Origin of the sequence: Paraburkholderia sp. BR14320, from assembly GCF_040948665.1 — a bacterium.
Lineage (GTDB): Bacteria > Pseudomonadota > Gammaproteobacteria > Burkholderiales > Burkholderiaceae > Paraburkholderia > Paraburkholderia youngii.
Map to the genome: position 1 here is coordinate 222,543 of NZ_JBFPKG010000003.1, position 13,794 is coordinate 236,336.

At 58.0% G+C, this 13,794-nt stretch carries 8 protein-coding genes; 7 read left to right on the forward strand and 1 reads right to left on the reverse strand.

Annotated features, from left to right (window positions below; all coding sequences use genetic code 11):
• Positions 1-19: 19 nt before the first annotated feature.
• From AB3X89_RS05145 to AB3X89_RS05175, 7 genes are all read left to right on the forward strand, one after another.
• Positions 20-2,278 (forward strand): AAA family ATPase, encoded by a 2,259-nt coding sequence (locus AB3X89_RS05145; RefSeq protein ID WP_368582168.1) that lies wholly within the window; start codon positions 20-22, stop codon positions 2,276-2,278.
• Positions 2,250-5,609, forward strand: coding sequence for an ATP-binding protein (locus AB3X89_RS05150; protein WP_368582169.1), 3,360 nt, complete (start codon positions 2,250-2,252; stop codon positions 5,607-5,609). Before AB3X89_RS05145 ends, AB3X89_RS05150 begins: the two co-directional genes overlap by 29 nt.
• A 176-nt stretch (positions 5,610-5,785) precedes the next feature.
• A complete protein-coding gene (locus tag AB3X89_RS05155; protein WP_368582170.1) occupies positions 5,786-6,946 on the forward strand; it encodes an NAD-dependent formate dehydrogenase in 1,161 nt (386 codons plus the stop codon).
• A 116-nt stretch (positions 6,947-7,062) separates the two neighbouring features.
• Complete coding sequence (locus AB3X89_RS05160) at positions 7,063-9,336, forward strand: FdhF/YdeP family oxidoreductase (protein WP_368582227.1); 2,274 nt, start codon at positions 7,063-7,065, stop codon at positions 9,334-9,336.
• Between the two features lie 101 nt (positions 9,337-9,437).
• Positions 9,438-10,826 carry a cytochrome ubiquinol oxidase subunit I gene (locus tag AB3X89_RS05165; protein WP_368582171.1) on the forward strand — a complete coding sequence of 463 codons (1,389 nt, stop codon included), beginning with the start codon at positions 9,438-9,440 and terminating at the stop codon, positions 10,824-10,826.
• A gap of 4 nt (positions 10,827-10,830) precedes the next feature.
• Positions 10,831-11,838: a cytochrome d ubiquinol oxidase subunit II gene (cydB, locus tag AB3X89_RS05170; RefSeq protein ID WP_368582172.1), complete on the forward strand. Its 1,008-nt coding sequence runs from the start codon at positions 10,831-10,833 to the stop codon at positions 11,836-11,838.
• A 94-nt stretch (positions 11,839-11,932) separates the two neighbouring features.
• Positions 11,933-12,847 carry a bestrophin family protein gene (locus AB3X89_RS05175; RefSeq protein ID WP_368582173.1) on the forward strand — a complete coding sequence of 305 codons (915 nt, stop codon included), beginning with the start codon at positions 11,933-11,935 and terminating at the stop codon, positions 12,845-12,847.
• A gap of 46 nt (positions 12,848-12,893) precedes the next feature.
• On the opposite strand, the gene AB3X89_RS05180 is transcribed toward AB3X89_RS05175, so the two are convergent.
• Positions 12,894-13,640, reverse strand: a complete 747-nt coding sequence (locus AB3X89_RS05180) for an MFS transporter (protein WP_368582228.1) — start codon at positions 13,638-13,640, stop codon at positions 12,894-12,896.
• Between the last annotated feature and the right edge of the window lie 154 nt (positions 13,641-13,794).

The window sequence follows — 13,794 nt, forward strand, 5'->3', positions numbered from 1 at the left end:
GAGCCAAATGCGCCCAGCCATGAACAGACCGACGACTCTGCGTTCTTCAATCACTGAGGCCGCGGCCTCGCCGGCAGTCCAATTCACCCAGATCAGTATCGCGGACATTGTTCAGGAGGACGCTGACGTAACCTATTGCACGGCGTCAGCCTCGGGCCCGGATGGAAATCGCAGATGTCTGCTGGTAGCCCGACCGACAAGCGCGGCACCCGATATCGCCACATTCGAGCGCCTGTCGAACGAGTATCGGCTGAGAGATAAGCTCGGCGAGAGCTGGGCCATCCGTCCGCTCGAATTGCAGCGCCAAAACGACCGGCCCATTTTGCTCCTTGACAACAATGGGGCGGAGCCGCTCGAGCATTTGTTGACCGGTGCGCTACCTACCAGTCGGTTCTTGACGCTGGCCATCAGTGCCGCGGCCGCCGTTGGACGCATGCATCACTGCGGTATCGTGCACAAGGACCTGAAGCCTGCTCATCTTTACGTCGACACAGTCAACGCCACGATCAGACTCACCGGCTTCGGAATTGCTTCTGAGATTGCGCGTCACCAAGAGCCAGCCACTCCCCCCGATGTGATCGCAGGCACGATGGCATACATGGCGCCAGAGCAGACAGGCCGCCTGCGGCGCGCCATTGACGCTCGCAGCGATCTTTATAGCCTCGGCGTAGTTTTCTACCGCATGCTGACCGGAACGCTGCCTTTTTCGGCCAATACGCCAATGGAGTGGATTCACAATCACACGTCGAGAAAACCCGTGCCGCCGCACGTGCGATCACCGTGGGTGCCAGTCCAGTTATCGTCGATCGTCACCAAACTGCTGGAGAAGGGTCCCGAGGAGCGCTATCAAAGTGCAGCCGGCCTCGAATGCGACCTTCGCCTTTGCATGAAAGAATGGTCCGCTCACGGTGACATTCGTCCATTCAACGCTGGCGAGGCCGATCTGCCAGACCGGTTCGCTGGACCGGCCAGACTGTACGGCCGAGAGCGAGAATTGGCCCGACTGGTGAGTGCATTCGAGCGGGTGCTGCTTGGCGGTTCCGCCGAAGTAGTACTCGTTTCCGGGTACTCTGGCGTCGGCAAGTCCTCCGTGGTATGGGAACTGCGGCGGTCCTTCGTCGTCTCGCAACGGACATTCGCCGCTGGAAAATGCGACCAGCACAATAGCGACGTGCCCTATGGGGCCCTCAGGCTAGCGCTGAAAGATCTGGTCAAGCAGTTGCTCACGAGACAGGAAGACGAAGTAAGCCACTGGCGCAACGCCATTCGCGAAGCGCTAGGGCCCAATGGGAAACTCGTTACCGACCTCGTTCCTGAGCTGGCACTGCTCATCGGCGAACAGCCTGCTGCGCCTGAGCTACCGCTTCAACAGGCTCAAAGCCGGTTCCAGCTTGTGCTGCGCCGCTTCATCAACGCTTTTGCACGCGAGAACACCCCGCTCATACTGTTCATCGACGATCTACAGTGGGCAGACGCCGCTACGCTCGATCTGTTGGGCGACATCGCCGGGCAAGCCGATATGGGCCATCTGCTGCTAATTGGCGCCTATCGCGATAACGAGGTCGACGAGTCCCACCTCCTCGCGCAGAAAATTGCCGCGACCAGGGCAATCGGTGCTGACATCGAGGAAGTAAAGCTCGCGCCACTGGAGCCCGGACAAGTCGTGTCGCTGGTTGGCGACGTGCTGCGTTCCAACGACGAGCTCGTTGAACCGTTGGCAAATATCATTCATACGAAAACTGCCGGCAACCCGTTCTTCGTCATTCAGTTTCTTCACACGCTTGCCGATGAGCAATTGATTGTCAGAGACAACGCCGCGGGTCGCTGGTCATGGGACATTCAGCCCATTCAGAGCGCCGGCTACACCGACAATGTGGCCGACTTGATGAGCGCCCGACTCCAGCGCTTACCGCGTGATTGTCTTGACATTCTTCGCGACCTCGCATGCCTCGGCAACACTGCAACGGCTCACAGCCTGGCAATCGTCCGGCAAGCTACCGAAGATGCAATCCATCTCAGCCTGCGAAGTGCTGTGCAACAGGAACTCATTGAAAGGATCGGCAACGCATATCGGTTCTCGCACGACCGCGTTCAGGAGGCAGCCTATTGCCTCACACCCGACTGCGCACGCACTGAAACTCATCTCATGCTTGCCCGGCGATTGTCGAGCCATCTCTCAGACGAGAACGACGACGGACTCTTTGAAATCGCCAGCCAGTTCAATCGTGCCCTGGACGGTGTCACATCCAATGAAGAGCGAGGCAGTTGCGGAGATTAATCTTCGTGCCGGCATACGTGCCAAGAGTACTGCAGCCTACGACGCTGCGCTGCGTTACCTGAACGCCGGCGCGGCACTCTTCGCCCACGGCCAAACCGAGCGGCAGTCCGATATCCGCTTTCGGTTTGAACTGGAGATCGCGGAGTGCGAATTTCTTACCGGCAAGCTCTCGGACGCAGAACGCCGCTTGACGGTCCTGTCAACGAAACCCATGAGTCTGCCTGATCAAGGCCGAGTTACAGTGAGCCGAATGGATGTCTGCACCACCCTGGACCAAAACGATCGTGTCGTCTCCATAGCCCTCGAATTTTTGCAGAATGCAGGCATATCATGCTCGGCCCACCCCGCCGACGATGAGGTCAAACAAGAGTACGAAGAGCTTCAGAGAAGAATGGCCGGTCTTTCAGTCGCGGATATCGTCAAACTCCCGCCGATGACCGACCCGACTACGCTAGTGACGGTGGAAGTGTTGACGCGCCTTTTGTCTGCGGCCTGTTTCACCGACTTCAATCTCAATTCGTTTATCACGTGCAAGGCGATCAACCTGAGCCTCGCGAACGGAAACTGTGAGGCCTCCTGCGTCGCTTACGGAACACTGAGCAGAATCGCCGGCCCCCGTTTTGGTGATTTCGAAATTGGAGTTCGTCTCAGCCAGGCTGGCTACCAGATCGCCGAGCTCAATGCGCATCACCGTTTTCATGCGAGCACTTGTCTCGTGTTCGCAGCTTTCACATTGAATTGGATAGAACACGTCCGCCTTTCAGAACCTTTATTTAGACGGACTTTCGCGTCTGCGAATCAAGCCGGAGACCTTCTGTACGCGTCGTTTTCCCGCAATCACCTCAATACGAATCTACTGTTTTCGGGCGAAGCGCTGCAAAATGTCCAAAGCCACGCCGAAGACGGCCTGATCTTCGCCGAAAAGGCGCAATATGCGCTTGTCGTCGACATCGTCTCGACGCAGCTCGCTTTTATCCGCTCGATGCGTGGCCAAACTCGCCTCCTCGGATCGTTCGATTACGAGCATTTCGAAGAACAGGCGTTCGAATCGCGTCTGGCTCAGAACCCTGGTCTAGCCATTGCGGAATGCTGGTACTGGACGCGAAAAATGCAGGCGCGCTATCTTGCCGGCGACTACGAGACGGCGATTGCGGCGCTATCAAAAGCCCAATCGTTGTTGTGGACCTCGTCGATGTTCATCGAAGAGGCGGAATTTCATTTCTATGCCGCGCTTACGTTGGCCGCACGCGCCGAACATGTATCCGTTGGAGAACGTGATGAGCATTTGAAGCGGATCGTTCATCACCATACCCTTTTGAAGCGTTGGGCGAGCAACTGGCCCAAGAATTTCGAGGATCGTGCAGCGTTGGTCAACGCGGAGGTTGCGCGTCTCGAAGGCGCGATCATCGAGGCGGAGCAATCCTACGAACACGCGATCCGGTCAGCCCGCCGCAGCGACTTTCCGCATCAGGAAGCAATCGCGAGCGAACTCGCGGCAAGTTTTTATCGCGCGCGCGGCTTCGAAATCATCTCGGATGCCTATCTTCGCAACGCACGCTACTGTTATCTGCGTTGGGGTGCGACGGGCAAGGTCCAACAGTTCGACAAGACATATCCGCAGCTTGCCGCCGGCGAACACCGCAGCCTCGCCCGCGACACGATAAAGTCGCAGGCGGGCGACCTCGATTTCGGTCTGTTGATTGAGGTGTCGCAACACATCTCGTCCGAAATCGTGCTGGAAAATGTGATCGACACATTCATGAAAGCGGTCCTGACGCACGCGGGCGCCGACCGTGGCGTGTTGATCCTCACCTCGCCGCCAGGCGGACCACGAATAGAGGCGGAAGCGACCGTTCGTCAAGACACGGTCATCGTCGAGCAGGAAAGCGTCGCCGTTGGCGAGCGCCACCTTGCGATGCAAATCGTGAACTACGTGTTGCGAACGCGGGAAACTGCCATCGTTAGCGATAGTGCTGCCGACCCTATATTCGGGGCGGACCCATATCTCGCTGCGCACAGTGTCCGTGCGGCGCTATGCATTCCTCTTTTGCGCCAAGGCCAGTTGGCGGGAGTTCTGTACCTCGAGAACAGACTCGCCGCTGGCGGCTTCGTCGACTCTCGCATCGCGGCACTCAATGTTCTGGCATCGCAAGTGACAATTGCGCTGGAAAACGCACGCCTCTACAGGGAATTGTCCGACCGCGAGGCGAGAATCCGGCGCCTCGTCGATGCAAATATCATCGGCATTTCGATCTTTTCGCTCGATGGAACATTGCTCGATGCTAATGCCGCCTTCCTTGACTTGCTCGGATACAGTCGAGAGGAACTACAGCGTGGGGAACTGAACTGGAAAGTTCTGACTCCCGTCGAATGGCTGGAGCGAGACCTTTCCGTTCACGAGCCGATACTTCGCAAAGACGGCGTGCTGCCGCCACTCGAGAAGGAATACTTCCGGAAGAACGGCAGCCGCGTTCCGGTTCTGGTTGGCGCCGCAATGTTTCCGCCATTGCACGAGGAAGGGGTAGCGTTTGTTCTCGATTTGGGCGCGAGCAAACTCGCGGAGGCGGAGGCGCGAGAAAGCGAAATCCGCTTTCGCGAAGTGCAGCGTGAACTGGCCCATGCGAATCGGCTGTCCACGATCGGGCAACTGACTGCAACGATCAGCCACGAGGTGAAGCAACCCATCGCGGCGATGGCTGCGAACGGCGACGCAGCATTGCGCTGGCTATCCGCGACTCCCGCAAATGTCGACAGGGCTCGCGACGCACTGAACCTGATTGTCCGAGACGCGATGCGAGCGGGCGATATCATCGATCGCATACGAAATCTGGTCCGCAAGGCACCAGCCCGCGAGGAGACGGTTGATATCAATTCGGCCATCAACGAAGTTCTGTTCATTACTCGACGTGATTCGGAAAAGAACGGCGTTACTATCAAAACAAAACTGGCTGCCCCTGCACCGTTCGTTAGTGGAGATCGGGTTCAACTTCAGCAAGTCGTGCTCAACCTGATTGTCAACGCGATTGAAGCAATGAGCGCGGTCAATGAAGGCAGACGAACGCTGGACATCGAGACATCTGTGATCGACGGGGGCGACGTCCAAATACGCGTATCGGATTCGGGACCAGGTCTTCCCGCAGCGCACGTCGATCGGCTTTTCGAGCCATTCTTCACAACGAAGGAAACAGGGATGGGCATCGGCCTATCCGTTGCACATTCCATCGTTCACGCCCACGGCGGAAGTGTGCTTGCAGTTCCCAATCAATCCTGCGGCACCACTTTTCGGGTCACGCTCCCGTCTGCGGACAATGAGCCACGGTTGCAGTCGTGACACACGCAGTCATCCTCGCCAATCCGACATGACCGACTAGCGTCGCCAGACGATATATCAGCCGCCATGCGATTGCACAAAATCTGATCTGGCGACGCAACGAAACGCACCGAACCGCCCCTAAGCTGCGGGTAGCGCATCACTAATGGCGCTATACACAAGTTAGGAGAAAAACGGTGGCAAAGATCCTGTGTGCGCTCTTCCCTGATCCCGTAACTGGCTATCCGCCGAGTTACGCCCGCACAGACCTTCCGTCGATTACATCGTACCCGGGCGGGCAACGTCCACCCTCGCCTCAGGGGCCGTTGGGGTTCAAGCCCGGGGAATTGGTCGGCTCCGTGTCGGGAGAACTAGGTCTGCGTCATTATCTCGAAAGTCAAGGTCACGAACTGATCGTGACGAGCGACAAGGACGGGCCGGACTCAGTCTTCGAACGCCATCTCTGCGACGCGGAGATCGTTATCTCACAGCCCTTCTGGCCGGCCTATCTGACCCGCGAACGCATTGCGAAAGCAAAGAAGCTGAAGCTCGCGCTAACTGCAGGCATTGGATCAGATCACGTCGACCTTCAGGCAGCGGCAGAACGGGACATTACTGTCGCCGAAGTGACGTTTTCAAACAGCATCAGCGTAGCGGAGCATGTCGTGATGACGGTGTTAGCGTTGGTGCGCAACTACTTGCCCTCCCATCAGTATGCAGTGAATGGCGGCTGGAACATCGCCGACTGCGTCGCTCGCAGCTACGACCTCGAAGGGATGCACTTCGGTACGATCGGAGCCGGCCGCATCGGGCTTGCCGTGTTGAGACGGCTCAAACCGTTCGACGTGCACCTGCACTACTACGATCCGCATCGACTCTCCCCGGAACTCGAGAGGCAGTTGAACGTCACCTTTCATTCGAGCGCTGAGTCGTTGGTCCGGGTATGCGACGTGATCAATCTTCAGAGCCCCCTGTATCCATCGACCGAACACATGTTCAACGAAGCAATGCTGGCGCAAATCAAGCCGGGGGCTTATCTGATCAATTGCGCGCGAGGAAAGCTGTGCGACGCCGATGCGGTCGCGCGCGCACTCGAGTCCGGCCGTCTCGCCGGCTACGGTGGGGATGTCTGGTTCCCGCAACCGGCTCCGGCCGAACATCCATGGCGCAGTATGCCGAACGAGGGGATGACGCCGCACATTTCAGGGGCGTCGCTGTCGGCACAAGCGCGGTACGCGGCCGGTACGCGCGAGATCCTCGAGTGTTTCCTCGAAGGGAGGCCCATCCGTCCGGAGTACCTGATCGTCAACGGCGGAAAACTCGCGGGCACTGGAGCGGCCTCCTACAAGCTGGGTTGATTTCTGTATTGCGCCATCGCTGACCTCGTTCCGATCCGGTAACTCGCTACTGAGCTCCCAGGATCGGCAACGATACGGTCGCAGGTATTGCTGAGAATTCCTCGATGGAACTTCACATGACGACGCGACGAAACGTGCCGGGCATCCGCCCTTATAACGGATCCGCCGGCGGCTGGGGTGCGCTGAAAGCCACCGCACAGGCCATCCGCCGGCAGATGGACAACATATCAGCCCCGATCACGCTGATGAGGGTGAACCAGCCCGCCGGCTTCGATTGTCCTGGCTGTGCATGGCCTGACAAGGAACACCGTTCAACTTTCCAATTCTGTGAGAACGGAGCAAAGGCGGTCACATGGGAAGCGACAACCAGGCGTGTTTCGCCGGAGTTCTTTGCGCGCAACACCGTGACGTCCCTACTGCAAAAAAGTGACTTCGAGTTGGAGGATCTGGGCCGTCTCACCCATCCCCTCGTCTACGACCGCGCGACCGACACGTACCGTGCGGTGGAATGGGAGGACGCGTTTGCGCGCGTCGGCGAAATTTTGCGGGGACTCTCGCCGAACGAGGTGGAATTCTATACGTCAGGTCGCGCGTCGAACGAAGCTGCGTACCTGTACCAACTATTCGCCCGTGAGTACGGCTCGAACAATTTTCCGGATTGTTCCAATATGTGCCACGAGGCAACCAGCGTGGGGCTGCCACACTCGATCGGCATCGGCAAAGGGACCGTGTCGCTGGACGATTTTGAATCGACTGAACTCATCATTTCGATTGGCCACAACCCGGGCACGAATCACCCGCGCATGATGGGAACGCTACACGAAGCGTCACGCCGCAACGTCCCCATCATCGTCTTCAATCCGTTGCGCGAGCGAGCGCTTGAACGATTCACGGATCCGCAGAACCTGGTCGAAATGGCAACCTATGGTTCGACGCGCATCGCATCGACCTACTATCAGGTCGCTGCCGGCGGCGACGCGGCGGCACTGAAAGGTATCATGAAGGCACTGCTGACGATGGAGCGCGAACAAGGCCAGGTACTTGATCGTGCGTTCATCGCCACACACACGCAGGGATTCGATGCATTCGCCTCCAGTATCGAAGCGGCCCCGTGGGACCGGATAGAGAAGGAAAGTGGCCTCTCGCGCGCGGATCTCGAAGAGGTCGCGCTCGCCTACGCCAAATCCAATGCCACGATCGTCACATATGGAATGGGGATCACTCAGCATTGCAACGGCACAGCAAATGTACGTCTGATTGCTGACCTTTTGCTATTGCGCGGTAACTTTGGCAAGCCGGGTGCCGGCATCTGTCCTCTACGTGGACATTCAAATGTCCAGGGGAATCGCACTGTCGGCATCACCGAGAAGCCATCCGCAGAATTTCTTCGGCTGATTGAAGAGACGTGTGGGTTCACCCCGCCGTCGGCTCACGGTCATGACGCAGTTCAAGCGGTTCAAGCGATGATCGACGGCAAGGCAAAGGCGCTGATCGCTCTCGGCGGAAACTTCGCAGTCGCATTGCCCGATGCGCAGAGGTCGTTCCCCGCCATAACGGGACTCGACCTGAGTGTACACATCGGCACAAAACTCAATCGCACCCACCTGCTCGTCTCGAAGGAGGCGTACCTGTTCCCATGCCTTGGCCGCACCGAAGTCGACGTGCAGGCAGGAGGCCATCAGTCAATCACCGTCGAAGACTCCATGTCGATGGTCCACGCGTCTGCTGGCAAGCTCACTCCGGCGTCGGAGCACCTGCGCTCCGAGCCCGCCATCGTTGCTGGCATCGCACGCGCGACGTTGCCCGACAGCAAGGTAGCGTGGACGGATCTGATCGCCAACTACGACAACATCCGCGATCTGATCGAACGCACCGTACCTGGATTCGAAGCGTTCAACGAGCGGATCAGGCACCCGGGCGGATTTCGTCTCCCGATACCCCCAACCGAACGGCAGTGGCATACATCTTCCGGGAAGGCCGAGTTCTCCGTCTACGAAGGTATCGGGCGTGGCACAGACGCTCCGGATGACATCAAGGCGCTTCGCCTCATCACCATTCGCAGCCATGACCAATACAACACCACGATTTATGCGCTGGATGACCGGTATCGCGGCGTATTCGGCCGACGCGACGTATTGTTCATGAATGAGACCGATCTTCAGGAGCACGGACTCGAGCACGGCGATCTCGTCGATATCGAGACGGTCACTTCGGGCCGGCAACTTCGACTGAAAAACATCACCGCGATCGCGTACGCGATCGCGAAGGGCTCAGTCGCTGCGTACTATCCGGAAGCCAATGTTCTGGTGCCGCTCGACCACATCGACAAGGAATGCGGCACGCCCGCTTACAAGTCGGTGCCAGTCCGGGTGATACCTGCCGCCCGCTGAATACCAGTAGAAGTGTCATCAAGGACGGCCGTGAGACCGTGGCGCCCGCCGCTTCGCGTTGCCACGGGACTCCGTCCATTACCCGGAAGCACTAGCTCATCATGGAAATCTTCGACGCCTATCACCTTGCGAGAATGCAGTTTGCGTTCACGGTCTCGTTTCATATCGTCTTTCCAGCGATTAGCATCGGCATCGCGAACTTTCTCGTTGTGCTCGAATGGCGCTGGCTATCCACGGGCGATACTTCGTACAGGGATATGTTCCAGTTCTGGTCGAAAATCTTCGCCGTTGGCTTCGGGTTGGGAGTCGTCTCCGGCGTCGTGATGGCTTATGAATTCGGGACTAACTGGGCCGGGTTCGCGAACGTGGTGGGTAACATCACGGGACCGCTCCTTACCTATGAAGTGTTGACGGCGTTCTTTCTCGAGGCCGGCTTTCTCGGTGTGATGTTGTTCGGTTGGGATCGCGTCAGTCCGCGCGCACATTTCTTCGCGACGCTAATGGTAGCGGCCGGCACCCTCATTTCCACGTTCTGGATTCTGGCCTCGAACAGCTTCATGCAAACGCCGCAAGGATTCGCGGTCGTAAGCGGTCGCATCGTGCCCGTCGACTGGTTAAAGGTGATCTTCAACCCTTCGTTTCCGTATCGCCTCGCGCATATGACGATAGCCGCCTTCGTGGTGGCCGCGTTCATCGTCGCAGCCTGCGGGGCGTGGCATTTGTTGCACGGCAGACGCGATAAACCCATCACACGTAGCTTCTCGATGGCGTTATGGATACTACTTTTGCTGACACCGATACAGATCGTCATTGGTGACGCACATGGCATCAACACTCGCAAATATCAGCCGGCGAAGATCGCGGCCATCGAGGGACTCTGGGATACCGAAACAAACGGTACTGCGCTGAATCTTGTCGGACTACCCGACATGAATGCCCAGGTGACACGATACGCGCTTCAGGTACCGCATCTCGGCAGCCTCATCCTGACGCATAGCTGGAACGGGACAGTTCGGGGCCTCAAGGAATTTCCCCCTCAGGACCGCCCATACTCGCCAGTCGTCTTCTGGTCGTTCAGACTCATGGCCGGCCTCGGTTTTCTGATGCTGCTTACCGCGCTGGCAGGTCTGCTGCTAAGGATACGCGGTCAACTCTTCGAGGCACGCTGGTATCAGCGTTTGGTGTTCGTCATGGGGCCTTCGGGAATCGTGGCGCTGTTGGCGGGGTGGATCACTACAGAAGTCGGCCGTCAGCCCTGGACGGTGTATGGCGTGTTGCGAACGGTTGACTCCCTGTCGCCGGTCGATGCACAGCAGGTGGGCGTTTCGCTGCTGATCGTTGTTCTCGTGTATTTCCTCGTGTTCGGCGCCGGCATTTACTACATGTTGATGTTGATGAGACGTGGGCCAGAAGAGCACCGCGCGAATCTCGAACGACAGAGCCCGTCCGTGATGAGCAAGCGTGTAACCGAAGCACTGCAAGGAGAATGACGTGATGGAAATCGATCTCCCGGCCTTGTGGGCGGTGATAATCGCGCTCGGCGTCTTTATCTATGTCATGCTGGATGGATTCGATCTTGGCATCGGACTGCTGTTCCCGTTCTTCGAAGCGAAGGGTGATCGCGAGGCGCTGCTAAACACGGTCGCGCCGGTCTGGGACGGCAACGAAACCTTCCTCGTGCTCGGCGGCGCTGGCTTATATGGCGCCTTCCCGGTCGTCTATTCCACGCTGCTGCCGGCAAACTACCTACCGCTGATCCTGATGGTCGTGGGCCTGATCTTTCGTGGAGCCGCCTTTGAACTGCGCGCAAAGGCGAACCGCACGCAGCACGCGTGGGACCTCGCGTTTATTGGTGGTTCGGGCATCGCGACGCTTTGTCAGGGCATCGTATTGGGATCGCTGCTACAGGGCACCCGGATCGTCGATGGGCGTTTCGTTGGAGGCGCGTTCGACTGGCTTTCTCCCTTCAGTCTGTTCTGCGGCATTGGCCTGCTCGTCACGTACGCCTCGCTAGCTTGCGGCTGGCTCATTCTCAAAACGGACGGTGAGCTGCAACTCAAGATGCGTTTGTTGATGCGGCCGTTGGTGTACGTGCTGCTTGGTGTAATCGCCGTCGTGAGCCTATGGGCGGTGGTCGGTTTGCCAATGGTCGCGCATCGCTGGTTTGGCGGCGGCAACCTCATATATTTCCTGCCCGTGCCGATCCTCGTGATTGCATGTGTGTTGGGGATCGTGCGGTCGCTCCGGTCGTACGCTGAGGCCATGCCTTTCATTTTGACGCTTGCGCTGTGCTTCCTCGGATACAGCGGCTTGCTGATCAGCATCTGGCCGAACATTGTTCCGCCATCGCTGACGATCTGGCAGGCGTCGTCAAGCCACTCGAGCCAGCTTTTCTCGCTGGTGGGTACGGTGATCATTCTCCCCGTCATCCTTACCTATCACGCGATGCAATATCGAGTATTCCGGGGCAAAGTGAGCGCGGGAGATACCGGCTATCACTGACCGCACGCGCCGCGGCTCGGGATATGCCAATGCATGTTGCTCGGGCCCGCCGTTCTCTTTCGTGAATCGCTCGCGCCACAGGAAGACCAACGACATGATTTTGATGCCAAAACAGGACTGGTTCCGCCTGCTGTTCGTTTGGAACGACGGCTCTGTATTGCGGTCGATTTCTCCCCAGCTCTTTCTGATGGCGATTGTTAGCAGCGTGGCTGTCGCAACGCACGGACGCATCTTCGGCGCAAAGATCCCGCTAAATACGACGCCATTTACGCTGTTCGGTCTCACACTCGCCATCTTTCTTGCATTCCGTAATAATGCGAGTTATCAGCGATTCGACGAGGCCCGTCGCCTTTGGGGCAATATGCTGATCTCCGCGCGTGAGCTGACATCACAGATTATCTGTTACGTCCCGGCGAGTACTGACAAGATCGCCCTTGCGCATTCACTCATTGCATTCGTCTATTCATTGAAGCATCAGTTGCGCGGAACGGATTCGAGCGCGGACCTCATTCGCCTCCTTGGGCGTGCTCGATCAGAGCCGCTGCGAAAGAGGCGCTACCAGCCCGTCGCGCTTCTCAACGCAATTCGTTGCGAACTCGCCGACCTGCAGGGTCGGGGGCTCGCTTCCGGCACACAGCTCTGGATGTTCGACCTGCAACTCAATGAACTGGGAAAAAGCGTCGGTGGATGCGAGCGCATTGCTTCCACGCCGATCCCTTTTGCATACAACGTACTGCTTCACCGTACCGTGTACACGTATTGCGTTTTGCTGCCGTTCGGCCTTGTCGACTCAACAGAGTTTTTTACTCCGCTGCTTTGCGTGTTCATTTCATACACGCTGATTGCCCTCGAAGCAATCGCCAGCGAAGTTGCTGAGCCGTTTAGCTTCGCGCAGAATGCACTCGCGCTCGATGCGATAACGCGTGACATAGAACGGTCGGTACTCGAACTGTGCGATCGTGAGCTGCCAGACGAAATCGAGCCAATTCGGCCTTACCTATTTACATAGCGCGCAGGTGTACGGACGGTAGTTCCATCTCCGCCCGGTGACACGGCTAGGCCATTGATAAAGGTCGCCGCGCCGTTTCACTCAGCGACAGCGCGGTCACCAAAGAAAGGAGCGCGGCGATCGTCAGCATCCAGGCGGGTGCCTTTGCATCGCCCGTTGCCGAGATCAGCCATGTTGCCAGATACGGCGCAGTGCCCCCCGCCAAAACCGACGCGAGGTTGTACCCGAGATTGAAGCCACTTGCGCGCACGCGCGCCGGGAACTGCTCGCAGTATGTAGCGAGCATCACGCCCATGTAAATTGCCTCGAACTGTCCGAGTATGATCTGGACGATGACCGCAGCAGCAACGGAATGCGACATCGCCTCGAATGCTGGATATGCAAGCAGCAGGTTCGCGACGCAAACCGAAATCAACAGCGGGCGCCGTCCCACACGGTCCGACACGCGCCCCCAGAACGGGATCACGAGCATTCCCAATGATAGAGCGCCAGTCGTGGACCATGCGGCTGCCATGCCGGACATCACTCCCTGACGTTGGAAATAGGTCGACAGGTAGGTGAACGTCAGATAGAACGACATGAGCGAAGTTAGCGATAGGCCAAAAACCGTGAAAACGCCTCGCGGACTCGCGGTCAACGCCTCGAGTGCCGGAACATCCGCAATACTTCCCGTTTGTTGAAGTTGCTCGAACTGCTGTGACTCTTCCATACGCGTGCGAAGCACGAGCGCGATAACACCCTGCGGAAAAGAGACGAGCGTCAGGATCACAAGGCTAAGCGCGAACCCGACCATTGACACCAGCAACCTCCATCCGGGCAGTTTGCCCGCTTCTATGCCTTGGCTCGTGTTTTCCGTGGTAAGTACTGGTGCTTAGCTTCGACGCTTTGCAGTGCGTTGGGGCCCTCTCCGACGACCTTACCTTCTTCCCGGCGAGAGAGACAAGCAG